This window comes from Synechococcus sp. CBW1004, from assembly GCF_015840715.1.
Taxonomy (GTDB): domain Bacteria; phylum Cyanobacteriota; class Cyanobacteriia; order PCC-6307; family Cyanobiaceae; genus Cyanobium.
In genome coordinates, this window is the sequence record NZ_CP060397.1 from 1720926 (window position 1) to 1746883 (window position 25958).

At 68.9% G+C, this 25958-nt stretch carries 25 protein-coding genes, 3 tRNA genes and 2 pseudogenes; 18 read left to right on the plus strand and 12 right to left on the minus strand.

What is annotated here, in order from left to right; translation table 11 throughout:
- Positions 1 to 27 precede the first annotated feature (27 nt).
- A tRNA-His gene (locus H8F25_RS08315) sits at positions 28 to 100 on the minus strand.
- 74 nt (positions 101 to 174) lie between these two features.
- On the opposite strand from H8F25_RS08315, the gene H8F25_RS08320 reads away from it, so the two are divergent.
- The 3 genes from H8F25_RS08320 to H8F25_RS08330 all read left to right on the plus strand — a co-directional run bounded on the left by H8F25_RS08320 (position 175) and on the right by H8F25_RS08330 (position 3399).
- A complete protein-coding gene (locus tag H8F25_RS08320) occupies positions 175 to 636 on the plus strand; it encodes a DUF4359 domain-containing protein (RefSeq protein ID WP_231597273.1) in 462 nt (153 codons plus the stop codon).
- Positions 633 to 1922: a cytosine deaminase gene (locus H8F25_RS08325; RefSeq protein WP_197213122.1), complete on the plus strand. Its 1290-nt coding sequence runs from the start codon at positions 633 to 635 to the stop codon at positions 1920 to 1922. Before H8F25_RS08320 ends, H8F25_RS08325 begins: the two co-directional genes overlap by 4 nt.
- Positions 1923 to 2007: 85 nt before the next feature.
- A complete protein-coding gene (locus tag H8F25_RS08330; RefSeq protein ID WP_197213123.1) occupies positions 2008 to 3399 on the plus strand; it encodes an FAD-binding oxidoreductase in 1392 nt (463 codons plus the stop codon).
- A gap of 9 nt (positions 3400 to 3408) precedes the next feature.
- On the opposite strand, the gene H8F25_RS08335 is transcribed toward H8F25_RS08330, so the two are convergent.
- From H8F25_RS08335 to murA, 5 genes are all read right to left on the minus strand, one after another.
- Positions 3409 to 3981, minus strand: a complete 573-nt coding sequence (locus tag H8F25_RS08335; protein WP_197213124.1) for a pentapeptide repeat-containing protein — start codon at positions 3979 to 3981, stop codon at positions 3409 to 3411.
- Positions 3982 to 4136: 155 nt separating this feature from the next.
- A complete protein-coding gene (locus tag H8F25_RS08340; RefSeq protein WP_370525855.1) occupies positions 4137 to 5387 on the minus strand; it encodes a folylpolyglutamate synthase/dihydrofolate synthase family protein in 1251 nt (416 codons plus the stop codon).
- 28 nt (positions 5388 to 5415) lie between these two features.
- Positions 5416 to 6594, minus strand: a complete 1179-nt coding sequence (locus tag H8F25_RS08345; protein WP_197213633.1) for an aspartate aminotransferase family protein — start codon at positions 6592 to 6594, stop codon at positions 5416 to 5418.
- A 50-nt stretch (positions 6595 to 6644) separates the two neighbouring features.
- Positions 6645 to 6726, minus strand: a tRNA-Leu gene (locus H8F25_RS08350).
- 69 nt (positions 6727 to 6795) lie between these two features.
- On the minus strand, positions 6796 to 8190 hold the full coding sequence (murA, locus tag H8F25_RS08355) for a UDP-N-acetylglucosamine 1-carboxyvinyltransferase (RefSeq protein WP_197213129.1): 1395 nt from the start codon (positions 8188 to 8190) through the stop codon (positions 6796 to 6798).
- A 174-nt stretch (positions 8191 to 8364) separates the two neighbouring features.
- Here murA and H8F25_RS08360 point away from each other — a divergent pair.
- From H8F25_RS08360 to H8F25_RS08390, 7 genes are all read left to right on the plus strand, one after another.
- Positions 8365 to 8448: transfer RNA gene (locus H8F25_RS08360), tRNA-Leu, on the plus strand.
- 10 nt (positions 8449 to 8458) lie between these two features.
- Positions 8459 to 8707 carry a hypothetical protein gene (locus tag H8F25_RS08365; RefSeq protein ID WP_197213131.1) on the plus strand — a complete coding sequence of 83 codons (249 nt, stop codon included), beginning with the start codon at positions 8459 to 8461 and terminating at the stop codon, positions 8705 to 8707.
- An 89-nt stretch (positions 8708 to 8796) separates the two neighbouring features.
- Entirely contained in the window at positions 8797 to 9678 is an 882-nt protein-coding gene (locus tag H8F25_RS08370; RefSeq protein ID WP_197213133.1) for an RNA methyltransferase, read from the plus strand.
- Entirely contained in the window at positions 9675 to 11156 is a 1482-nt protein-coding gene (lpdA, locus tag H8F25_RS08375) for a dihydrolipoyl dehydrogenase (RefSeq protein ID WP_197213135.1), read from the plus strand. Before H8F25_RS08370 ends, lpdA begins: the two co-directional genes overlap by 4 nt.
- Positions 11157 to 11187: 31 nt before the next feature.
- Complete coding sequence (gene trpC, locus H8F25_RS08380; protein ID WP_197213137.1) at positions 11188 to 12090, plus strand: indole-3-glycerol phosphate synthase TrpC; 903 nt, start codon at positions 11188 to 11190, stop codon at positions 12088 to 12090.
- A 4-nt stretch (positions 12091 to 12094) separates the two neighbouring features.
- Positions 12095 to 12301, plus strand: coding sequence for a hypothetical protein (locus tag H8F25_RS08385; RefSeq protein WP_197213139.1), 207 nt, complete (start codon positions 12095 to 12097; stop codon positions 12299 to 12301).
- Positions 12302 to 12394: 93 nt separating this feature from the next.
- Entirely contained in the window at positions 12395 to 13624 is a 1230-nt protein-coding gene (locus H8F25_RS08390; RefSeq protein WP_231597275.1) for a sialidase family protein, read from the plus strand.
- A gap of 144 nt (positions 13625 to 13768) precedes the next feature.
- Here the strand turns inward: H8F25_RS08390 and rpsD are convergent, their stop codons facing one another.
- Positions 13769 to 14377 carry a 30S ribosomal protein S4 gene (gene rpsD, locus H8F25_RS08395; RefSeq protein WP_197213143.1) on the minus strand — a complete coding sequence of 203 codons (609 nt, stop codon included), beginning with the start codon at positions 14375 to 14377 and terminating at the stop codon, positions 13769 to 13771.
- Positions 14378 to 14722: 345 nt separating this feature from the next.
- Between rpsD and yidD the strand changes: the two genes are divergently transcribed.
- The 3 genes from yidD (at position 14723) to H8F25_RS08410 (ending at position 17057) form a co-directional block, all read left to right on the plus strand.
- Positions 14723 to 14956, plus strand: coding sequence for a membrane protein insertion efficiency factor YidD (yidD, locus tag H8F25_RS08400; protein WP_197213635.1), 234 nt, complete (start codon positions 14723 to 14725; stop codon positions 14954 to 14956).
- Between the two features lie 153 nt (positions 14957 to 15109).
- Positions 15110 to 15442, plus strand: coding sequence for a glutaredoxin family protein (locus H8F25_RS08405; protein ID WP_197213145.1), 333 nt, complete (start codon positions 15110 to 15112; stop codon positions 15440 to 15442).
- A gap of 112 nt (positions 15443 to 15554) precedes the next feature.
- Positions 15555 to 17057, plus strand: a complete 1503-nt coding sequence (locus H8F25_RS08410) for a UDP-N-acetylmuramoyl-L-alanyl-D-glutamate--2,6-diaminopimelate ligase (protein ID WP_197213147.1) — start codon at positions 15555 to 15557, stop codon at positions 17055 to 17057.
- 174 nt (positions 17058 to 17231) lie between these two features.
- Here the strand turns inward: H8F25_RS08410 and H8F25_RS08415 are convergent, their stop codons facing one another.
- From H8F25_RS08415 to H8F25_RS17675, 3 genes are all read right to left on the minus strand, one after another.
- Positions 17232 to 18461: an aminotransferase class V-fold PLP-dependent enzyme gene (locus H8F25_RS08415; protein WP_231597276.1), complete on the minus strand. Its 1230-nt coding sequence runs from the start codon at positions 18459 to 18461 to the stop codon at positions 17232 to 17234.
- On the minus strand, positions 18458 to 18709 hold the full coding sequence (locus tag H8F25_RS08420; RefSeq protein WP_231597277.1) for a hypothetical protein: 252 nt from the start codon (positions 18707 to 18709) through the stop codon (positions 18458 to 18460). Before H8F25_RS08420 ends, H8F25_RS08415 begins: the two co-directional genes overlap by 4 nt.
- Positions 18710 to 18928: 219 nt before the next feature.
- Positions 18929 to 19108, minus strand: coding sequence for a hypothetical protein (locus tag H8F25_RS17675; RefSeq protein ID WP_231597278.1), 180 nt, complete (start codon positions 19106 to 19108; stop codon positions 18929 to 18931).
- 371 nt (positions 19109 to 19479) lie between these two features.
- Here H8F25_RS17675 and H8F25_RS08425 point away from each other — a divergent pair, with 371 nt between their 5' ends.
- Positions 19480 to 20229, plus strand: a complete 750-nt coding sequence (locus H8F25_RS08425; RefSeq protein ID WP_197213151.1) for a hypothetical protein — start codon at positions 19480 to 19482, stop codon at positions 20227 to 20229.
- A 47-nt stretch (positions 20230 to 20276) separates the two neighbouring features.
- Complete coding sequence (locus H8F25_RS08430) at positions 20277 to 21260, plus strand: IS5 family transposase (protein ID WP_197212525.1); 984 nt, start codon at positions 20277 to 20279, stop codon at positions 21258 to 21260.
- A 372-nt stretch (positions 21261 to 21632) separates the two neighbouring features.
- On the opposite strand, the pseudogene H8F25_RS08435 reads toward H8F25_RS08430, so the two are convergent.
- Positions 21633 to 22148, minus strand: a pseudogene (locus tag H8F25_RS08435) (transposase); the annotation flags it as partial.
- A 307-nt stretch (positions 22149 to 22455) separates the two neighbouring features.
- Between H8F25_RS08435 and H8F25_RS18145 the strand changes: the two are divergent.
- Both H8F25_RS18145 and H8F25_RS17685 read left to right on the plus strand, forming a co-directional pair.
- Positions 22456 to 22595: pseudogene (locus H8F25_RS18145) on the plus strand (rhodanese-like domain-containing protein); the annotation flags it as partial.
- Positions 22596 to 22616: 21 nt separating this feature from the next.
- Positions 22617 to 22871 (plus strand): hypothetical protein, encoded by a 255-nt coding sequence (locus tag H8F25_RS17685; RefSeq protein ID WP_231597412.1) that lies wholly within the window; start codon positions 22617 to 22619, stop codon positions 22869 to 22871.
- A gap of 15 nt (positions 22872 to 22886) precedes the next feature.
- Here H8F25_RS17685 and H8F25_RS08445 read toward each other — a convergent pair whose 3' ends face one another.
- Positions 22887 to 24059: a nucleotidyltransferase family protein gene (locus H8F25_RS08445; RefSeq protein ID WP_197213153.1), complete on the minus strand. Its 1173-nt coding sequence runs from the start codon at positions 24057 to 24059 to the stop codon at positions 22887 to 22889.
- A 109-nt stretch (positions 24060 to 24168) separates the two neighbouring features.
- On the opposite strand from H8F25_RS08445, the gene H8F25_RS08450 reads away from it, so the two are divergent.
- Positions 24169 to 25920: an ATP-binding cassette domain-containing protein gene (locus H8F25_RS08450; RefSeq protein ID WP_197213155.1), complete on the plus strand. Its 1752-nt coding sequence runs from the start codon at positions 24169 to 24171 to the stop codon at positions 25918 to 25920.
- Positions 25921 to 25958 lie beyond the last annotated feature (38 nt).

Consider the following 25958-nt stretch of genomic DNA (forward strand, 5'->3'; position numbering starts at 1 on the left):
GGCAATCCTTAAGGATGGGATGAGAAGGGCGAGCGAGGGGACTCGAACCCCCGAATGGTGGCGCCACAAGCCACTGCCTTAACCACTTGGCGACGCCCGCCGCGCAAGCCAGACAGTACAACATGGCAGCCCAGGGCGGCCTTTGCCATGGTGGATGCCCCTGCCGGCCATCTCTTGGCTCCCCCCCGCCCGGTCCGCTCCCCCGTCCTGCTGGGCTGGGGCCTGCTGCTCGGTGCGATGGGAGTGGGTCTGATGCTCACCAATCCCGGGCCGGCGGCCTTCGAGGAGTTCGCCGGTGGACGCCTGACGGCCCTGCTGCGCGACGAGCTGTGCCGCGAGGACGGCCTGCCCTTGATGCTGCGACTCGTGATCCAGGACTGTCCGGCCATGGTGGAAGCACAGCGGCCGGTGCTGGGACGTCTGGCGGCCCTGCAGACCCGGCGCCGCAACCTCGGACTGCTGAGCCTGTACAGCACCAGTCTGGGGGGCCAGCAGGTGCTTCCCCGCTGGCGCCTGCCGCACTACGAGGCGCTCACCCTGGCGGTGGCGGGACGGTTCGTGGTGCTGAGGGCCAGTGAGAACAGCCCGGATGGAGATCGGGAGCGCCAGGCCTGGATGCCCGGAGGAGGCCCATGAGCGGCGGCGCCTGGCTGCCCCCGCTGCGTCTGCCAAGGGCGCTGCTCGATCCACGGCTTGCGGATCTGCCGGCCGCTGACCACGAAGGGCTGGTGACGATCTCCCTGCTCCATCAGGAGGGGCTCGTTCGCGAGATCCGGCCGGCAACAGCCGTGGGCCCGGCACCGCTGGCCCTCACCCCGCTGGTGGAACCCCACGCCCACCTCGACAAGGCGTTCACGGCGGCGGCCTTCCCCAACCCCGAAGGCACCTTCGCCGGTGCCTTCGCCGCCAACAGCCAGGAGCACGGCAGCCGCAGCCTGGAGCGTGTCCGCCAGCGGGGCGCCCAGGCGCTGGAGCTGGCCTGGCACCACGGTCTACGGGCGGTGCGCAGCCACATCGACAGCCTCGGGCCCGCCGCGGCCCTCAGCTGGCAGGCCCTCGAGGAGCTGCGCCGGGAATGGCGCGGACGGGTGGAGCTGCAGCTGGTGGCCCTGGTGCCGATCCGGCACTGGCTCACACCGGAGGGAGAGCGCCTGGCCGCGCGGGTGGCCGCCGCCGGCGGGGTGCTGGGCGGGGTGGTGGGTCCGCCGTTCGCCGCCTCCGGCACCGACGGACGCGCCCTGCTGGCGCTGCTGCGACTGGCGGAACGCCACGGCTGCGGCATCGACCTTCACATCGATGAAGCCAGCGACCAGCCGGGCAGGGGGCTGCGTCTGCTCACGGCCCTGCTGCGCCGGCACCGCATCCGGGTGCCGCTGGTCTGCAGCCACGCCAGCAGCATGGCCCTGCTCTCCCCCCAGGCCTGCCGGCGCCTGGCGGAGGATCTGGCCGAAGCGGAGGTGGGTGTGGTGGCCCTGCCGACCACCAACCTGTGGCTGCTGGGCAAGCGTCAGGCCCACACGCCCCTGCTGCGCATCCAGGCCCCGTGGCAACAGCTGCAGTCGGCGGGGGTCACGGTGGCGATCGGTGGCGACAACGTGCAGGACCCCTGGTATCCCGGTGGGACATTCGATCCGATCGAGCTGCTGCGCCTGTCGGTGCTGATCAGCCACGGCCAGCCCTGGCGGCGCCTGGGGCTGGCACCGTTCAGCAGCGCCGCCGCGAGGCTGCTGGGCCTCCCCTGGGATGGCGTGCTGCGTGTGGGGGGCCCGGCTGAGCTGGTGGTCCTGGGTGCAGGCAGCTGGTCGGAACTGCTCACCACTGCGCCCCAGCGTCGGGTGCTGCGGGCCGGGAGCTGGCTGGAGCCACCGGTGGCGGAAAGGCCCTCGCCGCTGCTGGCGGGACTCGGCAGGCTCTCCGCCTGAAATCCTCAGGGTCGCTGCGGCCCCGCAGGCGCGGGAGACTGCCGGGAGCCGCAAGCGGCACCTTGCCCGTTCCGCCCCTCTCACGATGGTGATCCGTTCCCTCCCCGTCCTGCCGCCGCCGGTCGACGATGCACGGATCGCGTCGCTGGCAGAGGAGCTGAGCGCCCTGAGCCCGATCCGGCAGGGCGAGGAACTCGCGCGGCTCTCCTCGGATTTCCATGCCTATTCCCCGGTGCTGGAGCCGCTGCTCGCCCCCTGCCGCGCCCAGCTGGCGGTTCGGGTGCACAGCCTGGACGCATTACGGCAGGTGGTCTCAGCCTGTGCCCGCCATGCCGTGCCGCTCACCCTGCGCGGCGCCGGCACCGGCAACTACGGCCAGTGCGTGCCGCTGGCGGGGGGCCTGGTGATCGATCTCAGCGGTCTGCGGCAGCTGCGCCAGCTCGATCCGATCAGCGGCGTGTTCACCGCCGAGGCAGGCATCACCCTGGCCTCGCTCGATCTGCAGCTGACGGAACGGGGCCGCGGCCTGCGGCTGGCGCCCAGCACCCTCCGCAGCTCCAGCCTGGGGGGCTTCATCGCCGGCGGCGCCGGCGGTGTGGGCTCCCTCCGCTGGGGCTTCCTGCGCGATGCCGGCAACCTGCTCGGCCTGGAGGTGATGACGGTGGAACCGGAGCCCCGACTGCTGCAGCTGGATGCCGAAGCCAGTGCGCCGCTGAACCATGCCTATGGCACCAACGGCATCCTCACCGCCCTCACCCTGCCCAGCTGCGCCGCCGTGGACTGGCAGCAGCTGGTGGTGGGCTTCATGAGCTGGGAGGCCGCCCTGGACACCCTGCAGGAGCTGAGCCACACGGCGCTGCTGCTCAACAACGCGGCACTGCTCGAGGCACCGGTGGCCGCAGCGCTCCCCTGGCCGTCAGGCTGCACGCCGCCCCGGGCGGGCGAGCACCGCCTGCTGCTGCTGGCCGCCCCCGATGCGATGGCGGTGCTGCCGGCCTGGCTGGCGACCCGGGGCGGAACCCTGCAGTGGCAGGAGCCCCAGGCCGGAGGCCGGGGTCTGCCGCTGCGGGAACTCTGCTGGAACCACACCACCCTGCACTGGCGCGGCTCCCATCCCGACTGGACCTATCTGCAGCTGCTGCTGCCCGCCGACCCGCAGCCGGCCATGGCCTCCCTGCGCCAGCGCTGGGGTGAGGATCTGCTGTGGCATCTGGAGGCCGTGCGCCAGGACGGTGCCGTTCGCCTGAGTGGCCTGCCGCTGGTGCGCTTCCGTGGCGTCGAGGCGCTGGCGGATCTGATTGATCACTGCCGCGGTCTGGGGGTGCTGGTGTTCGATCCCCACGAGTGCAGCGTCGAGGACGGCGGCATGGGCCAGATCGATCCGGCCCAGGTGGCCGCCAAGAGCGCTCACGACCCGGCCGGACTGCTCAACCCGGGCAAGCTCCGCGGCTGGCTGGAGCGAGCCGGCCAGAGCTGAGAGAGCCGCTCAGCCACAACCGAGGCTCTCCCGCGTCGCCACGCCGGTGACCGGGTTCGTGCCGCTGGCCTCACGGCAGAGGGCGCGCACATCCTCACGATCGAGCAGTGCATCACTGAAATCAGCTCCGGTGACGGTGGCGCCGCGGAAGCTGGCGCCGGAGGCGATCACACCCCGCAGCAGGGCCCCCGTGAAGTCCGCGCCACTGAAATCCACCTTGTCCATCAGCACATCGCTGAGATCGGCGCCACTGAAATCAGCCTCGGGGAAGGCCGCCTGGGTGAGGATCGCCCCATGCAGGTCGGCCCCTTGGAAACGGCTGTGGCGCCCCTGGGCACCGGCGAAGGAGGTATGGGCCAGGTCCTGGCCGCTGAAGTCCTGCTCGTTCTGGTTGGTGAGCGTGTAATCGACACCGCTGAACTCGGCCCGCAGCGGCAGAGGAGCGACCAGCAGGAACACCGGAACCAGCGCAAGAAGCAGCCAGCGACCGAAGCGGGCATGCCAGGAGGCGGCGCGCACGGGCTGATGCGGCCGTGCGCAGGGCGAATCGACCGGGTCCGGGGCGCTGGTGGAGCTGTTCATCGACGCCTCGGGACACAGGGATCACCCTCAGCCTGACGCCCCGGGCAGCACTCTGCAGGGGGCGGACCGATGGTGGGCGATCGGCAAGGCTGCCCCACTCCGCGGCAGAAGCGAATCCTCCCGCCCCTGGCAGCGCCACTTCACCGACCTGCGCCTCAGGGCTCCGGATCCAGAAGGGGGATCATCTGTCCCAGCAGATGCAGCGAACCGGCCACCACCGGCAGGGGGCCATCCATGTCCGTCAGCCAGGCCAGATCCCGCTCGAGGCCGTTGTCCCCCTCGCTGCCGGGCTCCAGGTGACCGGCCTGCCCGGGCAGGGCCGCCGCCAGCGAGGCCGCATCCCAGCAGCGGTGACCGGGAATCGGCACGATGCGGGCCCGGTCGGCCGGTCCCAGCAGGGCCTGCAGCATCTCCGGGGCCTGCTTGTGGCGCTGCATCCCCAGCAGCCAGCGCCGCCCGCCGGAGCCTCCCATGGCCTGAAGCCCGCCCGCCAGAGCCAGAGCCGCGGGGGGATTATGGGCGCCATCAAGGAGCAGCTCCCGCCCCCGCCAGCGGCGCCGCTCCAGCCGCCCCGGCCAGCGGGCCGCGGCCAGACCGGCCTCGATCGCAGGCTCCGGAATCGTCCAGCCCTGGCGCGCCAGCGCCCGCGCCATCGCCACGGCCACCGCGGCGTTGCGACGCTGCCAGCCACCGTTCAGGCCGAGGATGGGACCTCCGGCGCTCACCTCCGCCAGGGGTTCGAGCCATTGCAGGCGACTGCCGCAGCGCCGCGCCTCGGCCTCGAGCACCGCCGCCACCTCTGGATCCTGGGGGCCGCTGAACACGTGGGCGGCCTCCGTCATCACGCCTGCCTTCTCAGCTGCGATCGCCGCCAGGGTGTCGCCCAGATGTTCGCGGTGATCGAGGCCGATGCTGGCCAGCCCGATCACGGGCCGCCGGGGATGGGCTGTGGTGGCATCGAGGCGGCCCCCCAGGCCCACCTCCAGGATCACCAGATCGAGATCCGAGCGGGCAAAGCGATCGAAGGCGGCCGCGGTGAGCAGCTCGAAGGGGGTGAGGGCATGGCGGCGACCGATCGCCTGCCAGCGCCGCAGGTCGTCCCGCAGTTGCTCCGGGGTGATCCAGGCATCGCCGAGCTGGATGCGCTCGCACCAGCTGACCAGATGCGGCGAGCGGTAGGTGCCCACCCGCAGGCCGGCCTGCCGCAGGATGCTGTGCAGGAACGTGCAGATCGAGCCCTTGCCGTTGGTGCCGGCCACCTGCACGGCGGCGAAGCGCTCCTGGGGGTTGCCGCCCTCCTGAAGGGCGGCGCGCAGGCGATCGAGGCCGAGATCCACGCCGCGGCGGCTGAACGGCTCGAGCAGATCATCCAGATCAACGGGCGTGGGCAGCGGAGGAAGCAGCACTCCCTGGCTCCGCTGCGGCGCCCCCGACTCAGCCGACACGCTCCAGGGCCCGCCCCAACCGCTTCACCAGGGTGCGGAGGTGGCGCGGCCGGATCACCAGCGGCGGCACGATGCGCACCACACGGGTGCCCGCCGGTACCAGCAGCAGGCCTTCGTCCATGGCGGCCTGAACCACCTGGGGCGCCGTGGGGCCTCCCTCCCGCAGCACCACGCCGCGCAGCAGACCCCAGCCGCGCACCCCTTCGATCAGGGTCGGGTGGGAGGCCTGCAGCTCCGCCAGCAGATGCTCCAGCCTCTCGCCCATCCGCTGGACATGGGGCAGCAGCTGCCGCTTCTCGATCTCCTCGATCACGGTCAGGCCGGCGCGGCAGGCAAAGGGATTGCCGCCGAAGGTGCTGGCATGCTCGCCGGGCCGCAGCAGATCAACCGCGTCCTTGACGGCCAGGGCACCGATCGGAATACCGCCACCCAGCCCCTTGGCCAGGGTGAAGGCATCGGGCTCGACCCCGAGCTGCTCGTAGCCCCACCATCTGCCGCTGCGGCCGACGCCGATCTGCACCTCATCGAAGATCAGCAGGATGCGGCGCTCATCGCACAGCTGCCGCACACGCCGGAAGAAGGCAGGATCGCCGGGGATGACGCCGCCCTCGCCCTGGAGGGGCTCCAGCAGCACCGCCGCCACCCGTGGCCCCTCGGCTTCACACTGCTTCAGCAGCGCTTCGAAAGCGACGGTGTCGTTGTAGGGGAAATAGCGGAAGCCCTCCACCATCGGCTCGAAGCCCTGGTGGTACTTGGGCTGACCGGTGGCGGTGACCGCCGCCAGGGTGCGGCCATGGAAGCTGGATTCAGCGGTGAGGATCAGCGGCCGCTCGATGCCGCGGACGTCATGGCCGTGCTTGCGGGCCAGCTTGATCGCCGCCTCATTCGCCTCGGCGCCGGAGTTGCAGAAGAAGACACGATCGGCACAGCTGCGCGCGGCAATGGCGGCGGCCAGCTGCTCCTGCTCTGGAATCCGATACAGATTCGAGACGTGCTGCAGCTTGCGCAGCTGCCGGCAGAGGCGGCGGCGCAGCACCGGATCGCTGTGACCGAGGGTGCACACAGCAATGCCGGCCACCGCGTCGAGATAACGGCGGCCATCGCGGTCGGTGAGCCAGACCCCCTTGCCCCTGACCAGTTCCAGCGGGAAACGGCCGTAGGTGTTCATCACCGCTGAGGCGGCGGCAGGGGATGGGGTGGCCAAGGCCGTCGAGGGGATGGGAGCGGTGGGACTCGAACCCACATGCCCGAAGGCGCTCGATTTTGAGTCGAGTCCGTCTACCAATTCCGGCACGCTCCCTCTGGCAGGACTTTATCCGTCAGTGCCCTCCGGGGCGCCGCAGTCGCGCCCCGGGACCGGGACCGAACGTCAGGAGGCCACAGGCTCGTCATGCACCCGCCGGATGCGGGCGCCGACACCATTGAGCTTGCCCTCCAGATCGGCGTAACCCCGATCGAGGAACTCCAGGCCCCGGACCGTGGTGGTGCCCGAAGCGGCCAGGCCGGCCAGCACCATGGCGGCGGAGGCACGCAGATCGGTGCCGCGCACCGGGGCACCGCTGAGCTGGGGGACGCCCTCGAGGAAGGCGGTGTTGCCCTGCATGCGGATCGCAGCGCCCATGCGCTGCAGCTCAGCCACATGCTGGAGACGGTTCTCGAAAATCGTCTCGACCACCATGCTGCTGCCTTCGGCGGTGGCCAGCAGGCTCATGAACGGGGCCTGCAGATCGGTGGGGAAGCCCGGGAAGGGCTGGGTGCGCAGATCGACGCCCCGGATCTGTCTGGCATCGATGATCAGCCCGTCTCCATCCACCTTGAGCTCACAGCCGGCCTCTTCCAGCTTGGTGAGCACGGCCCCGAGATGCTCGGGGATCAACGGAGCGACACGCAGGCGCGAGCGGGTGATGGCGGCGGCGAGCAGGAAGGTGCCGGCTTCGATCCGGTCGGGGATGACGGCGTAGTCGGCGCCATGGAGCTCGGAGACACCCTGGATCGTGATCGTCGGGGTGCCGGCACCGGAGATGTGGGCGCCCATCGCGATCAGCAGATTTGCCAGATCACTCACCTCGGGCTCCTGGGCGGCGTTGTCGATGGTGGTGTCGCCGTCGGCCAGGGCCGCAGCCATCATCAGCGTCTCGGTGGCGCCGACACTCGGGCAGTCGAGGTGGATGTGTCCACCGCGCAGGCGGCCCCCGCCGGGCACGGCAGCGGTGACAACCCCATGCTCGATCGTGACCTGGGCGCCGAGGGCCTTGAGCCCCTTGACGTGCTCGACCACGGGACGGGTGCCGATCTGACAGCCGCCTGGAAGAGGGATCTGGGCCATGCCGGTGCGTGCCAGCAGGGGGCCGATGCAGAAGAAGCTGGCGCGCAGACTGTTCACCAGCTCGTAGGGAGGAGCGGTGCGCTGGATGGTCTCGCCGTCGAGATCGAGGCTTTCGCCCTGACGCAGCACCCGGACACCCAGGGCAGCGAGGATCTCCCCCATGGCCGTGATGTCGGTCAACGGCGGCACATTGCGCAGACGCAGGGTCTCCTTCGTCAGGAGGGATGCCGCCATCAGCACCAGGGCCGAATTCTTGGCCCCGCTGACACGGATCGTGCCGGAGAGGGAATGCCCCCCCTCGATCTCCAGACGGGGCTGACCGCGCAGGGAGGGCGCGGTGGCGCCCGGCGGCGCGTCGACCCCGGCGAGCGGGGCGGCAGCCGACAGGACGGATTCGTCCTGAAGAGCGGTGTGCGTGGGGATGGCGGTGCTGATCATGGAGCGGAATCCCCCACACGAGTCTCGAGGCCGAATCTTGACAATGATTCCTGCCATCGTCTAGGCGTCCGCCGCTGGAACTGGCTCCGCGACACCAAGGGCCGGCGCGATCGTCCGAGGGGGTGATGGTTTAAAGTTCCCTTGCCGAGCGCTTCGAGCGGCGGCCTTACGCCCGCGGATGTGGCGGAATTGGTAGACGCGCTAGTTTCAGGTACTAGTGGCAGCAATGTCGTGGGAGTTCAAGTCTCCCCATCCGCATTTCATTCTTATGATTGTCCTCAACATCACCAACGCCTCCGAAGTGATGGCGTCGAAGATGGGCAAGTTTCTCGAAAGCCTGACGCCTGATTCCTTTGATCAGACCATGGTCGAGGATGCGGTTGTGAAGGCCTTGATTGACAATCTGCGTGAGCAGGGCCTGCACGGTGACGTGGCGGCGGTTCGAGGCCTTGATCTCGGCGACAAGGAGCTCGTGTTGCGCGACGGCTGTCACGTCCGCACGCAGCACACGTTCTGAGCCCTGGCGACCAACCTGAAAGGGTGTCGCCAATGGATGCAATGGGCCCAACCGATCCGGACAGACGCACGGGCTCCCGCCCGCTGCCGATGCCATTGCGTCTGGGAAACGGTCAGGCACGGCCCACCGCAGGCGGTCAGGACTCCGAGCTGATCACCAGCCGACGCAACCCGTTGGTGCGCCAGCTGCGCGCCCTGCATGAACCACGGGGCCGCCGCGAGCAGGGCCTGCTCCTGCTGGAGGGACGCCATCTCCTGGAAGAAGCGCTGCGACTGCAGCTGATTCCGGATCTGGTGGCGGCCACGCCCACCTGGATCGCACGCCACGCCGACCTGTGGGCCTGCCTGCCCGCTGCCACCCGCAGGCAGCCGCTGGCGGATGAGGCCCTGGCGCTGGCGGCCAGCACCAGCCATCCCGACGGGGTGCTGGCCACCCTGCAGCCACCGGAGCCGGATCCGGCGCGGCGCCCCGGCTTCGTGCTCGCCCTCGACGGACTGCAGGATCCCGGGAACCTCGGCACCCTGCTGCGCACCGCCCTGGCGGCCGGCGTGGAGGAGGTGTGGCTGGCGGAGGGTGCGGACCCCTACGCACCCAAGGTGCTGCGCGCCTCCAGCGGTGCGGCGCTGGCCCTGCCGCTGCGACGGCTGGAGCGCCAGGAGCTGCTGGCATGGCTGCAGGGTCAGGAGTCGGAGGGTCTTCAGCGGGTGGCAACGCTGGTGAGCGGCGGCCGGCCCTACTGGGACGTCGACTGGACCCTGCCCACCGTGCTGCTCCTGGGCAACGAAGGAGCCGGCCTCGATCCGCAGCTGGCGGCGCTGGCCGATGCCCGCGTCACCATTCCCCACAGCCCGGCGGTGGAGTCGCTGAACGTGGCCGTGGCGGCGGCGCCGCTGCTGCTGGAACGCTGGCGGCAGAGCGCCATCCCCTCAGGGGGGAGAATGCCCGGCATCCCGCACAGCAGTACCCGGTGACCGCAGCTCCTGGTTCCCCCGCCCCGACCCCAGGGGCCTCGGGCGGCTTCGATTTTGACGTCATCGTCATCGGTGCCGGCTACGGCGGCTTCGATGCGGCCAAGCATGCGGCGGAGCACGGCCTCAAGGTGGCGATCGTCGAGAGCCGCGACATGGGCGGCACCTGCGTCAACCGCGGCTGCGTGCCCTCCAAGGCCCTGCTGGCCGCCAGCGGCCGCGTGCGCGAACTGGCCGATGCCGAGCACCTGGCCGGCTTCGGCATCCATGCCGCCCCGGTGCGCTTCGAGCGCCAGAAGATCGCCGATCACGCCGCCCAGCTGGTGGCGACGATCCGATCCAACCTGACCAAGACGCTGGAGCGCGTCGGCACCACGATCCTGCGGGGCAAGGGCCGGCTGGCCGGTCCCCAGCAGGTGACCGTGCGCGAGAGCGGCAGCGGCATCGAGCGCACCTACTGCGCCCGCGACGTGATCATCGCGACGGGGTCCGATCCATTCGTGCCGCCCGGCATCGAGACCGACGGCCGCACCGTCTTCACCAGCGATGAGGCGATCAACCTGGAGTGGCTGCCGCGCTGGATCACGATCATCGGCAGTGGCTACATCGGCCTGGAATTCGCGGATGTCTACACAGCCCTGGGCTGTGAGGTGACGATGATCGAGGCGCTCGATCGGGTGATGCCCACCTTCGATCCCGACATCGCCAAGATCGCCGCCCGCAACCTGATCGACGGTCGCGACATCGACGCCCGCTCCGGCGTGCTGGCCCAGAAGATCACCCCCGGCTGCCCGGTGAAGATCGAGCTGGTCGACATGAAGACCCGCGAGCCGGTGGAAACCCTCGAGGTCGATGCCGTGCTCGTGGCCACCGGCCGGGTGCCCTGCAGCCAGGAGCTCAACCTGGCGTCGGTGGGTGTGGAGACCAACCGAGGCTTCATCCCGGTGGATGACCGCATGCGCGTGCTCGTGAACGGCACACCCGTGCCCCACCTCTGGGCCGTCGGAGATGTCACCGGCAAGATGATGCTGGCCCACACCGCCGCCGCACAGGGCGCCGTAGCGATCGACAACATCCTCGGCCACGGCCGCGAGATCGACTACCGCTCGATTCCCGCCGCCACCTTCACCCACCCCGAGATCAGTTCGGTCGGCCTGAGCGAGGCCGATGCCAGAACCCTGGCCGAGAAGGAAGGCTTCGAGCTCGGGGCTGTGCGCAGCTACTTCAAGGCCAACTCCAAGGCCCTCGCCGAACTGGAAAGCGACGGCCTGATGAAGCTGCTGTTCAACAAGGCCACCGGCGAGGTGCTCGGCGCCCACATCTACGGCCTCCATGCCGCCGACCTGATCCAGGAGATCGCCAACGCCGTCGCTCGCCGCCAGAGCGTGAAGCAGCTCGCCAACGAGGTGCACACCCACCCCACTCTCAGCGAAGTGGTGGAAGTGGCCTACAAGCAGGCGGCCATGGCCGTCGCCGGCTGATCCCGACTCCGAACACCCCACGAGCACCCGCATGGAGATCCGTCGCCGCCCGCCCAATCCCAAGGTGAAGGTGGCCCACCTCGAATACGCCATTCCCCATCCGGAGGAGGCACCGCGCCACATCCTCGAGCAGATCGTCTGGGAGAAGGACCGCGAGGTGGCCTCGGCCCGGGAGCGGGTGCCGCTGCAGAAGCTGAAGGAGCAGGTCGCACGGCTGCCCGTCCCCCGCGATGTCATCGCGGCCCTGCGGGCCGCCTGCCGCAAACCGGCCGTGATCGCCGAGGTGAAGAAGGCCAGCCCCAGCAAGGGGGTGATCCGCGAGGACTTCGATCCGGTGGCGATCGCCCAGGGTTACGCCGCCGGTGGCGCCAGCTGCCTGTCGGTGCTCACCGATCGGCGGTTTTTCCAGGGCGGCTTCGAGGTGCTGATCGCCGTGCGTGAGGCGGTGGAGCTGCCGCTGCTGTGCAAGGACTTCATCCTCAGCCCCTATCAGCTGTATCAGGCCCGCGCCGCCGGCGCCGATGCGGCCCTGCTGATCGCCGCGATCCTCACCGATCAGGACCTGGGCTACCTGCACAAGGTGGCCCGCAGCCTCGGCCTGACGGTGCTGGTGGAGGTGCACGACGAGCAGGAGCTCGAGCGGGTGCTGGCGATCGATGGTCTGACGGCGCCGGGAGCCGGCACGGTCGTGGGCATCAACAACCGTGACCTCACCACCTTCGCGGTGGATCTGGCCACCACCGAGCGGCTGATGCAGCGCTTCGGCGACACCCTGCGGCAGCGGGGGCTGCTGCTGGTGAGCGAATCGGGGCTGTTCCGCCGTGACGATCTCGACCGCGTCCAGAGCGCCGGCGCTGATGCGGTGCTGGTGGGCGAGGCGCTGATGCGTCAGCCGGACGTGACGGCCGCCCTCGAGACCCTGATCGGGGGGTGAACGGGTGGCCAACCGCGCCGGTGACTGGCTGAGCCGGGCCAGCCAGGATCTGGTGATGGCGGCGATGAGTGCCAAGCATGGCCACCACGAGTGGACCTGGATGCCCTCTCCAGCCCCACCCGCTATCCCGATAGCCAGCCGGATGGGGCCACGGCGGCAGAGCATCGTCAAGGCGCAGCACAGTGATGGCCGCTGGATCTGGAAGCGGTGAGGTTGAGGCGAGGCACCAGGCAGCGAGCACCGGCGACCCGGCCCAGAATCGGTCTGGAGACGCGAAGGCGCTGACGTGATCCGGTGGAGTGCTGTGCTGGCGATCACGTGCGCCGCCGCCCTCGGGTCCTCCGCGGCGGCAGCGGCCAGCCCGGCCCGGCCCCTGGCCCTCCAGACGGCGAGGATCCCGTCGCCTGCCGCCACGCCGAGCGCAGAGGGGTTCGGGTATCCCAGCAACGCCGACGGGCGCCATGCGGCCGATCCGCGGGTGCTCCGACTGGTGAACGTGGCCGGCACACCCGGCCGCTTCCTGGCCTGGCCAGCCAATCACGGTCTCTGGAGTTGGGATGGCGGTCGGGAAATCCTGGTGGGCTTCGGCGAGGGCCCCTGGCTCGACCGATCGGGCCACAAGGTCGGCGACCCCCAGGAACCACGCCTGGTTCGCTCACGCGATGGCGGGCACAGCTGGCAAACGCAGATCTCCGACCCCTTCAAGGGCCGGGTGCAATCAGCGAGAGTCCTGGTCCAGCCGATCCGTTTCGACGCTCCTGGTCTGGCGGTGCGGGTGATGGCCGACGGCAGGGTGGACGCGCCACTCGGCAGCTTCTTCCTGTCTGTGGATCGAGGCCACCGCTGGCAGGGCCCCTTTCGCTTCACGGGTCTGGAGCGCGCTCCTGAGCTCCGGGGCCTGCTCCTGACCTCGCGCACCTCCTACCGCATCACCGGGCCCTCCTCTGCCCAGTTCCTGCTGTCAGCCCGGGATCCACGTCTGGGTCCGCACAGCTCCCGTCTCGACAAGACCTTCGTGGCGGAAACACGCGATGGTGGCCGCAGCTGGCGCTTCCTCAGCTGGGTGGTTCCCTGGAGCGATCCATACCGGGCGGTGATGCCGTCGCTGGTGGACCTCGGTGGGGGGCGGCTGGTGGCGGCATTGCGACGCCGTGATCCACGCCGGCACCCGGAGACTCCGAGCTGGATCGATGCCTACGCCTCGGACGACGGGGGGCGCAGCTGGCGCTTCCTCAGCTGGGTGGATGAGACGGGTGTTCCCAACGGCAATCCACCGGCGCTGACACGGCTGCCGGACGGCAGGCTCGCCTGCGTGTATGCCAACCGAACGCAGCGGCGCATGCTGCTGCGGCTGAGCCGCGACGACGGCCGCAGCTGGGGACCGCCCCTGGCGATCCGGGCCAATCCCTTCGAGCAGGACATGGGCTATCCCCAGCTGACGGTGAATCACCGGGGCGAGCTGGTGGCGATCTACTACCTGGCGACGGAGAAGCGACCCCACAGCCACCTCGAAGCTGTCCTGCTGCAGCTCTGAACGATCCCAGGCCCTGCAGCCCGGCGGCGGAGCTGGAAGCGCATGGGCGTGCACAGTCGCAAGCCCAGAAACCGGCAACGAAAAGCCCCAGCCGCAGGGCAGGGGCCATGGAGAGGGCCTGAGGCCCGACGCTGACAGGAATCCTCAGACCTTGCGGCTGTAGAACTCAACCACCAGCAGTTCGTTGATCTCGAGGGCGACCCATTCGCGCTCGATCCTGCCGAGCACCTTGGCGGTCATCTTGGCCTTGTCGAACTCCAGATGCGGCGGCACGTTGGCCAGGCCGGGGAATTCGAGGTTGCCCTCGGCGAGTTTCTTGGAGGCCTTGCGTTCGCGGATGGCCACCACATCACCAGCGCGGCACTGGTAGCTGGGGATGTCGACCACCCGTCCATTGACGGTGACGTGGCCATGGTTCACCAGCTGGCGTGCACCGGGAACGGTGGGGCCGAAGCCGAGACGGAAGCAGACGTTGTCGAGCCGGTTTTCCAGCAGACGCAGCAGGTTGGTTCCGGTGGAGCCTTCCTGGGCGCGTGCCTTCTTGACGTAGCGGACCAGCTGACGTTCGGAAATGCCGTAGTTGAAGCGAAGCTTCTGCTTTTCTTCGAGACGGATCGCGTATTCGGAGCGCTTGCGACGGGCCTGGCCGTGCTGACCGGGGGGATAAGACCGCTTGGCGGCCTTACGGGTGAGACCGGGGAGGTCTCCCAAGCGCCGCGTGATCCTCAGGCGAGGGCCGCGGTAGCGGGACATAAGGAGTTGTGGAAAAGGGTTGAGTGCTGCCCGGAGGCAACGGCATCCGCATCGCCGATGGGCGACGGGCCCGGCGAAGCGCAGGTCTGCGGCATGCTGGAAATCCAGTCAGCGCTCGCCATGCGTGGCCGATCGCCGACTCTAGACCTCGACCCCCATCCCTCTCTGATCCCTGATTCCTCAGCATGTCCTGAAGCCGGCGAGCGGCCCGAGCGGCCGCTGCTCCAGGAAGGAGCGAGCGGGAGAACGGCCGGCCCCAACGGAGCACTGTCGTTGTCGGTGGGGCCGGAAGCTCTCGGTTTTGCCTCCCTCCCCACCCCTCCCCCGCCTTCCGAGGCCGTTCCGCTGCCCTGGCGGGAGCGGCCCCTGGCGGCCCTGCTGCTGCTGCTGATCCGGCTCTACCGGCGCTGGATCTCGCCGCTGCTGGGTCCCCGCTGTCGCTTCATCCCCAGCTGCAGCGCCTATGGCGATGAGGCGATCCGGCGTCATGGACCGTGGCGGGGGGGCTGGCTCACCCTCCGGCGGCTGCTGCGGTGCCACCCGTTCACACCCTGCAGCTGCGATCCGGTGCCGGATTGAGCGTCGGCCGGAGGCTATCCCGGGATGCCAGAACGGGTCGAGGAGTCCCGGCCAGCGGGCCCCGGCGCCGCTTCCGGCCAGCGCTCTCCGGATGCTGCATCAGAGTGAGCCCGAGCGGAAACGCTCCCCACCGGCTCACGCACCGACCCGCCCATGGCCTCCGCTGCCGCGACCTCCGAGGCGTCCCACACGAGCCTGCTGCTGTTCACTCGGCAGGGCTGCTGCCTGTGTGAAGGACTGGAGGAGCGCCTGCGGGATCTGGGCCTGACGGCGGTGGGAACCGCGCCGCAGCTGACCCTGATCGATGTCGATGAGGATCCGCAGCTGCAGAGCCGCTATGGCCTGGAGGTTCCCGTGCTGGCCGTTCGCAGCGCCGAGGCAGCCTGGCGCGAACTGCCGCGGGTGCCGCCGCGCCTCTCCGGTGAGCGGCTGGCGCAGTGGCTGGAGCGCCAGGGTGTGGCGCTCCCAGCCGTGGACACCGACTGAGCGGACCCGCAGGGGGGCAGGAGAGCCGCCGGCCGTCCTGGACTGTCCCGCACTGGCCCCACGGCTTAGAACGGGCTCCAGTTCACCTGGGGCCCCCGGGGCCGCCATCGCCATGGTTCAGCTGCTGCATCCGCTGCTCCATGAAGTGGGGCTGACACCTCCGGAGAGTCTCCCGAACGGCGAGATCAGTGCGATCAGCTGCGATTCGCGCCGCATCGGCACCGGAAGCCTGTTCATCGGGCTGCCCGGCACCCGCGTCGATGGAGGGACCTACTGGCCCGAAGTGCTGGCCGCAGGCGCCGCCTGCGCCCTGATCAGCCCCGAGGCGGCCCGGCAGCACCCCCCGGAGGAAGCCACACGTGTGCTGGTGGTTCCCGCCGATGAACTGAGCCGGCTCGCCGGCGAACTGGCCGCTGCCTTCTGGGGGCATCCCAGTCAGCGCATCGAACTGTTCGGGGTGACGGGCACCAACGGCAAGACCACGACCACCCATCTGATCGAACATCTGGCGGCCTGCACGGGCCGCCCCTCCGCCCTGTTCGGCACCCTGGTCAACCGCTGGCCGGGCCACAGCGTCACCGCCCAGCACACCACCAGCTTCTCGGATCTTCTGCAGAGCCAGCTGGCCCAGGCGGTGGCCGCCGGTGCGGGCGTCGGGGCGATGGAGGTGAGCTCCCATGCTCTTGAACAACAGCGCGTCGCCGGCTGCCGCTTCGCCGGCGCCGTCTTCACCAACCTCACCCAGGACCACCTCGACTACCACCCCTCGATGCAGGCCTATTTCGAGGCCAAGGCGCTGCTGTTCAGCCAGCCGCTGCTGCGCGGCGGAGCCGTGGTGAACGTGGATGATCCCTGGAGCCGGCAGCTGGCGGAACGGCTGCAGGCGGAGGGGGTGCCCTGCTGGCGCAGCTCCCTCAGCGATGAGGCCGCCGAGCTGCGCATCAGCGATCTGGCCATGGGATCCGAAGGGGTGTCGGGCACGCTGCACACCCCGACCGGCAGCGGCAGCTTCCGCTCTCCCCTGGTGGGCCGCTTCAACCTGATGAACCTGCTTCAGGCGGTGGGGGTGCTCGTGCAGCAGCAGCTGCCCCTGTCTCAGCTGCTCGAGGGGCTGGCCAGCTTCCGCGGAGTCCCCGGTCGCATGGAGCGGGTGCGCCCCTCCGTCACGACCCCGGCTCCAGCGGTGCTGGTGGATTACGCCCACACCCCCGACGGGCTGGAGAACGCCCTGGCCGCCTGCCGGCCGTTCACCAGCGGCCGGCTGATCTGCGTGTTCGGCTGCGGCGGCGACCGCGACCGCGGCAAGCGTCCCCAGATGGGTGCCATCGCCGCGCGGCTGGCGGACGCGGTGGTGGTCACCTCCGACAACCCGCGCACGGAGGATCCCGATCAGATCCTGGCGGACGTGGTGGCCGGCATCCCGGAAGGCACCGACCTGCAGGTGGAGGGAGACCGGGCGTGCGCCATCGCCGGCGCGATCGCGTCGGCCGCGCCGCAGGATCTGGTGCTGATTGCCGGCAAGGGCCACGAGGACTACCAGATCCTCGGCACCACCAAGATCCACTTCGACGACCGCGAGGAAGCCGAGAAGGCGCTGCGGAGGCGGGAGAGCTGAGGCGCCGCAGGCCCATCGGCACGCCACGTCTCTCCCTGGCTTCACGGGCCGATCCGACCGGGGCTACGGACGATGCGAGGTGTTGGTCAGGGGGTGACCGCCGGTCTGGGCCATGCGCCCCAACGACTCGCCCATGCCGGTCCTGACCTTCCCCGGGCAGGCCACCCGAGGTCGTCAGGCTGCCGTCAGGAGCTGGCGCAGCGCCAGCAGCAACTGCTCCACGTCATCCTCGGTGGTGGTGATGTGGGTGCAGGCGCGCACGCAGACGGGATCGGCAAGGGTGCGCAGCCACAGGCCTCGTTCGCCCAGCTGGGCCACAAGATCGGCGGCGGACCGGCCAGCGGCCGTGAAGCTGACCAGGCCCGCCGGTGGCTCCACCGGCAGCAGCCGTTGCACCCCAGGAATGGCCCCCAGCCCCTGCCAGAGCTGGCTGGAGCGGGCGCGGATCCGCTCGAGCCTCTGCTCAGCGCTTCCCTCCGCCTCCAGCAGACGGAGCGACTGGTCCAATCCTGCGAACAGGGGGGTGCAGGAGGTGGCCACCTCGAAGCGACGGGCATCGCCGTGGAAGCGGCTGTTGGCGGGGCTGGAGGCGAGGGCGTTCTCATCGGCGAGGCTGCGCCAGCCGATCAGGGTGGGGCTGGCCTGCTCCAGAAGCCGCTCCGAAAGCGCCACCACCCCCAGCCCTTCAGGCCCACAACACCATTTGTGGCCGGTGCAGGCGTAGATGTCGGCGGCGGCGGCGGCCTCCGCCACGGGGATCGATCCCAGCGACTGGGCCGCATCCACCAGCAGCCAAGGCTGCGTGGAATGGTGATGCAGCCGCTCCGCCAGCGCGGCGATCGGCATCACCTGCCCGGTGTTCCAGAGCAGATGCGACAGCACCACCAGCCGGGTGCGGGGCGTGCAGGCCTGCTCGAAGCGCTGCAACACGGCCGTCTCGGTCTCGCTGTGGCTGCCGCGCAGATCGACCACCGGAACGAACTGCAGCTCCAGGCCCTGCCGGCGGGCCAGCTCACGGCAGGCAGCGACGACACCGGGGTGCTCCGCATCGCTGAGCAGCAGCTGATCACCTCCCTGCCACGGAAGTCCCCAGAGCGGCAGCACGCAACCCGAGGTGACGTTCTCGGTGAACGCGAGCCGGCCTGGGCCCACTCCCAGCCAGGCGGATGAACCGAGTCGCCGGCGCAGGGCATCGATGATGCGGCCCACTTCAGGCCAGACGGGACCCGCGAAGGGCCCCAGCGCCTGAATGGTCTGGAAGGCAGCCTGGATCGCGTCCAGGGCACTCGCGGGCATGGGTCCCTGGCCGCCGTAATTGAAATAGGTCTTGTTTGCCAGGGCCGGCATCTGCAGGCGCAGGGCACCGGAACCGGCTGCCTCTTCCATGGTGTGGACCGGCGTCATGACAGCACTCCCAGCCGGCGCATCAGGGGTACCGTGCGTTCGCGGAAAACCGTCACCATCTTCTCCAGCACCACCTCACGCTCCCTCCCCGCCAGCGGCTGGCCGTCGCGCATGGGCCGGCGACCGAGCGCCTCGAGAGCTCTATCCAGAGCCTCCGCCAACCCCTCCTGCGGACAGCCCTGCTGCAGGGCATGGAACGACAGGAGGTCAAGATCTTGGAAGGGTGCACATTGCCGCTCACAGGGCATGCCAGCTCGCGGTATGGGCCACCGGCTGCAACCCCTTTGTGCGACCAGACGATTGAAGGGATGGGCCGGGGCAGGATCCCGTTCCGGGGGCACAAGACGAGGTGGCGTGGGCGATGTGATCAGAGTCGAAGTCAATGCCCACGAGCCAACCTCAATCGTTGCCGAACCACGGCATCAGCGCGGGCGCGAAGCACAACCCGACCGATCGGATGAGGCGGGTCAGAGCACCTGACCGACAGCCACGGCCGCAACGGCTGAAAACAAGGTGATGCCTAGAGCCGTAAGAGGATTCTGCCCCTGGGCGACCGCCACGCTGGTGATCACACCCGCTCCGAGACAGGCAACCGCCAGCTGGGTCGTCAGTTCAGAGCGCGACTGGGGATCAGGACTGGGCAGCACGGCGATTCGGGACGTGGCTCGCTGAAGCTAGGGAGGGTTTCGGGCCGCCCCCATCCAGGCGGCGCCAGTCGTTACCGCCTGTGGCGCTTCGTCAAGGGGCTTTACACACGAGCCCCGGCGCATCGTGAACCGCCCCCCCGGCTCACAGTGGGCTCAAAGTGCGACACGCGCAAACAACGCTTGAAACGCCCCCTGTTGGATTCGAACCAACGACCGGCTGCTTAGAAGGCGGATTAGCGATGCTGAGAAAGCCTGCAGGAACTGAGTCTGGAGCGACCAGCGCCGCACCCTGCGTGAAAAAGGCGTGAAGTCATGGCCCTTGCAGGGACTTGTGGCGCCATGCTGGGCCCACAGCAAGCCACCTCAACAAGATGCCGCCCGGCCCCCGTCTGACCGCCAACGAGCTTGCCAAGGTGTTGAACCGCGATCCACGGAACATACGGGAGCTGGCAGAGGAGGCCAAGGACAGAGCTGATGGGGTCGACTGGCCGGTGTTGAGGAATCAGTCCACCGGGGAGCCGATCACAGACAAGGACGGATGGGCCTATGCGCTAGTCGCCTCAAGCCCTGGTCGGCGCGGCCGACCGGCCACCAGTCGTGGTGAGACCCCCTGGTCTTTCCAGCAGGTGATACCGCCGCAGGGAAGTGCCACATTGGCGCAGCGGTTTCTACAGCCTGGAACCACAGTGGGAAGAAACCACAAGATCATCAACGCCATTGCGGCCGCTGCCGGCATCGCTCCAGGGACCCCGGTTCGGGAACTGGCTGGTGCCAGGCAAGTAGATCCACCGCAAGTGATGGCGAGCGATGGCCCTGAGACCATCCTTGGGATACTCCTGCGACCTGAGGACTCGGAACTGGGCTGGCAGACCAACATGGGCGATCGCGTGGAGGTGTTGGTGCGGGGAAAGCTGCTCCTTCCGTCAGCGGGGCCGATTGGGAATGGGCCAAGTTGGGACCGATTGCTCTGGGACCCGGAAAACCTGTGCTGGCATGGCGAGCCGCTGGATGGGACGATCCTTCTTGAGCTGCTCGGCAGCTGGGGACTGGAACACAGCAGTAATGGCGAAGAGCCGCCAGCAGTGTTCATCGACAGCGAAAAGGGCCTAAGGAACCCCTGAAAAACCCGATAGAATCAGTACAGTTCCAATAATGAGACTGGCAGCGGATGGCGGCCCCCCTCCAGTTGGGTTTCACGGACTACGAGCAGACCTACGCCAAGAAGAAAACGCGCCGGCAGCGCTTCCTCGATGAGATGGAAGCCACAGTGCCCTGGGATCCTTTCCTGGCCTTGATTTCGCCTGTGTACCACAGGCCTTCTGCCAAGGGCGGGCGCCCACCGTTTCCGCTGGAGGTGATGCTGCGCATCCACCTGCTGCAGCAGTGGTTCACGCTTTCCGATCCCTTGATGGAGGAGATGCTGATCGATACCCCCTGCTTCCGCCGCTTTGCTGGGATCGACATGGTTGAGGACCGGATCCCTGACGAGACGACGATCCTGAACTTCCGCCACCTCCTGGAAGAGAATCGGATAGCAGAGCAGATCCTGGAGACGGTGAACCAGAGCCTGCGGGAGAAGGGCGTGATGCTTAAGGAGGGTACGATCCTCGATGCCACAATCATCAACGCTCCCAGTTCAACCAAGAACAAGACGGGCGAGCGGGATCCTGAAATGCACTCGGTGGCCAAAGGCAACCAGTGGTTCTTTGGGATGCGGTGCCACATCGGTGTGGATGCAGCCTCGGGTCTGGTCCATTCCGTGGTGAGCACGGCTGCCAACGTCCATGAGCTGAACACGGCACCCGATCGCGTCCATGGCGAGGAACGCGTGATCTACGGCGACTCTGGCCACATCGGCATCGAAAAGCGTGAGGCGTTCAAGGACTGCGAAGCAGAGATGCGCATCGCCATGAAGCCCGGACAGCGCCGAGTTCTAGCGGACACCCCAGAGGGAAGACTGCTGGATCTGATGGAGGCGGCGAAAGCACATGTCAGGGCAAAGGTGGAGCATCCATTTCGGATCATCAAGTGCCAGTTTGGATTTCGGAAGGTCTTCTACCGAGGCATCCGCAAGAACAACCTCAAGCTGACGATGCTGTTTGCCCTCGCCAATCTCTGGATGGTGCGCGAACGTTGTCCTTCTACAGCGTAAATGACAGAATAAGTGTGCCATCTTGAGGGTGAGCAGCCAAAAATGATCGGGGAACTCACGAGAAATAAGCCAGTCAGGCCCTGGATTGGAGCACCTGGCGAGTAGCCAAGGACAAAATACCCCACTTGTGTCTCATTGACGAGAATGAGACACGCTTGCGCTCAATTCCCGGTCTTGATCAGAGCTTCCCTAAGAGTTTGCGGAAAAACCGTCAGAAACGCCGCGTTCCTCCCTCGCGTGATCTGATTACGCGCTGTTCGGGCTGGATTCGTTGATTCAGCGGTTCAGAACGCCAGATTTCAGGCGTTTTGCCCCGTTGGGGCTTCCTGGAAGCCGCCTCGTTGGCACACCTCTGGGGGGGCAACCACCTGTTCATGCCGCCGCCATCGCCGGTTTGAGCAGGTTGCCCAGCCGGATCAGGTTGTAGGCGATCACGTGCAGGCCAAACACTGCACCCACCTTTTCGGTGCCGCGCAGCTTGAACTGACGCAGACCGCCCCACTGCTTGATCCAGCCAAACACCTTCTCGATGCCGCGGCGGGCATTGATCGACTTGCCGTAGCCCTCATGGCGAGTGGTGCGGCCATCAATGGCGGAACCACCAGAGCGAGCAGTGTTCTGAGCCACGTGAGGTGTGACTCCGATGCGGCGCATCTCTGCGACAAAGCCCCTGGTGTCGTAGTTCTTGTCGGCACCGATCGTTTTCTGGTGGGCACCGGGACGATCTGCCGCCATCACCTTGGCGGCATCCCGCTCTCCGGTGCCCGTCGCTTGCGTGACGCGACAGTCGACGATCAGGGCATGGCGGTTGTCCATGAGCACATGCCCCCGGTAGCTGGGCAACGCCGGATGGGCCTTGGATTTGCGGCACAGCAGCGCGTCCGGGTCCAACATGCCCCCAAACGGCACATGAAATTCCTCGATTGAAAGCTGGCCGTTATGGGTTTTGCGGTACATCTGCAGCGTTCAGCAGTTGCAGCAATCGTGGACTGCCCTGTACCGGCCCAGTTTATCGGGTCTTGATCGCCGAGACCAGCTGCCCCGCAATGGATTTGGCTTTTTCAGGAGGCCCTAAGTCTTTTCTTTCGTCTTCTTCCCCATCCATGACCTCCCTTTCCAACCCACGCTGCAGCGCCGCTGATCTCGCCGCCCGGCTTGACCGCAAGGGGTGAGCGTGATCGACGTGCGCGAACCCATGGAATACGCCGCCGGCCACATCCCCGGCAGCCGCAACGTGCCCCTGGCCCAGCTCCCCGGTGCCCTACTACCGGAAGGCCCCTGGTGCTGGTGTGCCAGAGCGGCAATCGCAGCGCCCGGGGGGTTCAGACCCTCCTCCGGCAGGGCCATCCCCACCCCGTGAGCGACCTGGAGGGCGGACTGCCCAGCTGGCAGCAGGCGGGCTACCCGGTGCACCGCCTGGCCAACGCCCCCCTGCCCCTGATGCGGCAGGTGCAGATCTCCGCGGGGGGGTTGGTGCTGCTGGGCCTTGGCCTCAGCCAGGCGAACCAGCTCAGCAGGATCCAGGCGGGCGCCACGGTGGGGGCCGGCCTGGTGTTCGCGGGGATCACGGGCTTCTGCGGCATCGCCCAGCTGCTGGCGCTGATGCCGTAGAAGCGCGTGCTGTCGTCAGCGGCGCTCCGCCATCCGCTCCCGTAGCCGACCCCTGCGAGCCTGGAGCGTGGCGAGAAGCCCCCGGTCCTCGCCGGTGAGGGGGTCGTTGAAGGCCGCGGGCGGCAGGCTGGAGCACGCCACCACCCGCAGCCAGTCGAGGGGGGAGGGGCTGAGGGAGGCTCGGCGCACCACGTTGTCCAGCCAGTGGCCGGGATGCCAGGCCCCATCAGCGCTCACCCGCGGCGGCCGCTCCTGGGCCCAGCGGGCGCGGGCGATGGCCCGCCGGCAGTCGGGCCGCCCTGGATCGGTGAAGGCCAGCAGGGCGGAGCAGCCTGTGGCGTCGTAGGCGGCGGCGCAGCTGTGGCGCACGCAGCGCGCCCGTCGCAGGCGCGGCCCGGTGGCCGGGGGGAGCTGGCGGGCCAGGAGGGCGACGTCCAGCAGGTGGTGGAGTGTCATCCACTGATCCGAGGCGGCGTGCAGGCAGCTGTGCCGGAAGGCGTGATCCAGCGACAGGGTGGGCACGGCTCTGCCGTTGAGGTTCACCGTCTGGCGGGCCTGCCAGAGGGCCTCAAACGGGGGCAGGGGTGCCCGCACCGTGTTGATGCCCCAGTGCAGATCCAGGCAGGGACTTCCTGGCCGTTCCAGGCTGAGTTCGTGGCCCGTCCAGCGGGCGTAGCGCCCCCAGAACGAATCGAGCCGGCGTGGAAACATCCCAGGGGGTCGGTGAAAGCCCAGCCCCTCCAGCAGGGCCACCACGGCGGGCAGATCCTCCGGAGCCACCAGCAGATCCAGATCCCCCCCACCCCGTCCCCTCGCCACACCGGTGGTCTGCACGGCCAGTGCCGGCCCCTTGAGCAGCAGGGCGCGCAGGCCCGCCTGCTCCAGGGCCGCCTGCGCCTCCAGGGCCAGGGCGATCAGGGCCAGGGACGCCCGCTGCTGGTGGCGGGCCTCCCGCACCAGCGGGTCCGCCAGGCTCGCCGGCAGGGAGAGGACGTCCGCATGGCGAGCCAGAGGAATGGCCAGCCGGTGGCGGCGCACCGCCTGCAGGAACCCCGGCGGATGGCCGATCTGCGGTGGGCCACCGGCAGAGGCACCCTGGGGATCCACCAGCCAGTGCAGGACCTGAAGGAGCAGGGGTCTGGAGGCCACCCAGCCGGCTGGGCGGGCCGCTCCGGCGTCGGTTCCCATCGCGGGGCGGTCTGCCGCAAGGCCCCTTCTTACCCTTGGTGCCACTGCTGCCCACTTGATCAGACCAGTGGCGACGCTGCCCCGGGATCCCGCCCTCCCTGCTCGCCCCATGCCGCGCCCTGCCTTCCTCCCTGCCATTGTCACCCGTCTCCGCAATCTCTCGCTCCTAGGGCAGCTGGCGCGGGAGGCGGGCTGGCGGCATGTGTTGCGGCTCATTCTGTACACCTTCCTGAGCAGCCTGGTGGAGATCAGCGGCCTGGGTCTGGGGGTGTCGCTCCTGCTGCAGAGCGGCTCCTCCCCTGCCGCCCGGTTCCCGTTCCATCTCGAGCTCCCGCTCCCCCAGGCCCTGTTGACCCTCCTGGCACTGATGCTGCTGCGGGGCACCCTGCAGGCCCTGATCACCATCGGGCAGGAGGACCTGCGGTGTTCCTTCGCCGATCAGCTGCGCCAGGGACTGCTGAGCCAGGTGCTCCATGCCCCTTCCCTCAACCTTCAGCAGATGGGTAGAGGGGATCTGATCGGGCTCCTGATCGCCGACATCTCCAGCAGCGTGCTGGCCCTGGAGCAGGGCACCCGGGTCCTCCAGGCTCTCCTCTCGCTGCTGTTGCTTGCGGTCGGCGTGCTGGCGGTGGGTCGGGGGGCTGCCGCGCCCCTGCTGCTGGCGTTGGTGGCCACGGGCGTGGCCGCCCTGCTCCAGCGGTCTGGCAGCTGGAAGCTCGGGCGCCTGCGCACCCGGATCAATGCTGCCCTGCAGCGCACGGTCGGGGATGGCCTGCACGGAGTCAAGGCGGTGCGTGCCGCCGGCGGAGAAACCTGGTTGCTGCGTCGCTTCTCCCAGGAAGCCCTCCGCTACCGCCAGGTGCTGTTCCAGATCGTGCGGCGCCAGGCCACGTTCAATGCCCTCCGCGACACCCTCGTGGTGCTGGTGGTGGGGGTATGGCTGATTTGGGGTCGGGGGGACCTGCCGGCCTCGGCGGTGGCCACCACCCTGCTGTTCGCCTATCGCAGTGGCACCGTTCTCAGCGCCGCCATCGGTGCCCAGCGTCATTGCCTGGGAGCCCTTCCCGGCTATGCCACCCTCTGTGAGCGGCGTTCCAGACTCACGCCACCGCCCGTGCCGTCGCCGTCGCGCACCACCTCCCCCGAGCGGCTCGGTTTGCTGAGGGATCCCGCCGTCTGGCAGGGGTTGTGCTGGACCGGGGCCGATGGGATGGCTGCCCCCCCCGGGAATTCCCCCACCCTGCATCTCCGACCGGGGGCCCTGATGGTGGTGGTGGGGCCCTCCGGCAGCGGCAAGACCACGCTCCTCGACCGGTTCTGCGGCCTGCTGGGGGAGGAGCGGAGTGCCTGGCAGCTCCAGACCCGGCAGGGGGATGTCCTGCTCGCCGGGCCGGCGGGAGCCGGCCAGCTGCGGCAGGTGCTGGCCTATGCGCCCCAGGTGGCCGTGCTCTTCGAGGCCAGCCTCCGCAACAACCTCACCCTCGATCAGCACCAGGGAAGCGGGATCATCGAAGCCTGGATGGAGCGCCTGGGCCTGGCCCACCTGCTGGAACGGAGCGGGGGCCTGGACGGCACCCTCCCCCTCATGTTGGATCACTTCTCCGGCGGCGAGATCCATCGCCTCGGCCTGTTGCGGGCCTGGCTGCGGGATCGGCCCGTGGAGGTGCTGGATGAGCCCACGGCCTACCTCGATGCTGAAGCCTCGGAACGGGTCAGCACCATTCTCAAGGAGCGTGCCCGGCAGAGGCTGGTGCTGGTGAGCAGCCACGACCCCGCTCTGATCGCCATGGCCGATGGAGTGCTCCGCCTCACTGCGGCCGAGCGCCAGGAGGCGGAACGCCAGCATCAGGTGGGAGGATGACCCCCTGAATCCCCGTACCAGCTCGGGGCCGTCTCCTC

What these genes read in the sequence shown, in the direction of transcription:
- H8F25_RS08430 (WP_197212525.1), top strand. Translation starts at nt 20,277, where the DNA reads ATGGCGGCCCCCCTCCAGTTGGGTTTCACGGACTACGAGCAGACCTAC.
- H8F25_RS08450 (WP_197213155.1), top strand. Translation starts at nt 24,169, where the DNA reads ATGCCGCGCCCTGCCTTCCTCCCTGCCATTGTCACCCGTCTCCGCAAT.
- trpC (WP_197213137.1), top strand. Translation starts at nt 11,188, where the DNA reads ATGGAGATCCGTCGCCGCCCGCCCAATCCCAAGGTGAAGGTGGCCCAC.
- H8F25_RS08445 (WP_197213153.1), bottom strand. Translation starts at nt 24,059, where the DNA reads ATGGGAACCGACGCCGGAGCGGCCCGCCCAGCCGGCTGGGTGGCCTCC.
- H8F25_RS08325 (WP_197213122.1), top strand. Translation starts at nt 633, where the DNA reads ATGAGCGGCGGCGCCTGGCTGCCCCCGCTGCGTCTGCCAAGGGCGCTG.
- H8F25_RS08330 (WP_197213123.1), top strand. Translation starts at nt 2,008, where the DNA reads ATGGTGATCCGTTCCCTCCCCGTCCTGCCGCCGCCGGTCGACGATGCA.
- H8F25_RS08415 (WP_231597276.1), bottom strand. Translation starts at nt 18,461, where the DNA reads ATGACGCCGGTCCACACCATGGAAGAGGCAGCCGGTTCCGGTGCCCTG.
- H8F25_RS08420 (WP_231597277.1), bottom strand. Translation starts at nt 18,709, where the DNA reads ATGCCCTGTGAGCGGCAATGTGCACCCTTCCAAGATCTTGACCTCCTG.
- H8F25_RS08370 (WP_197213133.1), top strand. Translation starts at nt 8,797, where the DNA reads ATGCCATTGCGTCTGGGAAACGGTCAGGCACGGCCCACCGCAGGCGGT.
- H8F25_RS08405 (WP_197213145.1), top strand. Translation starts at nt 15,110, where the DNA reads ATGGCCTCCGCTGCCGCGACCTCCGAGGCGTCCCACACGAGCCTGCTG.
- H8F25_RS08335 (WP_197213124.1), bottom strand. Translation starts at nt 3,981, where the DNA reads ATGAACAGCTCCACCAGCGCCCCGGACCCGGTCGATTCGCCCTGCGCA.
- H8F25_RS08425 (WP_197213151.1), top strand. Translation starts at nt 19,480, where the DNA reads ATGCCGCCCGGCCCCCGTCTGACCGCCAACGAGCTTGCCAAGGTGTTG.
- H8F25_RS08365 (WP_197213131.1), top strand. Translation starts at nt 8,459, where the DNA reads ATGATTGTCCTCAACATCACCAACGCCTCCGAAGTGATGGCGTCGAAG.
- murA (WP_197213129.1), bottom strand. Translation starts at nt 8,190, where the DNA reads ATGATCAGCACCGCCATCCCCACGCACACCGCTCTTCAGGACGAATCC.
- H8F25_RS08410 (WP_197213147.1), top strand. Translation starts at nt 15,555, where the DNA reads ATGGTTCAGCTGCTGCATCCGCTGCTCCATGAAGTGGGGCTGACACCT.
- rpsD (WP_197213143.1), bottom strand. Translation starts at nt 14,377, where the DNA reads ATGTCCCGCTACCGCGGCCCTCGCCTGAGGATCACGCGGCGCTTGGGA.
- H8F25_RS08345 (WP_197213633.1), bottom strand. Translation starts at nt 6,594, where the DNA reads ATGAACACCTACGGCCGTTTCCCGCTGGAACTGGTCAGGGGCAAGGGG.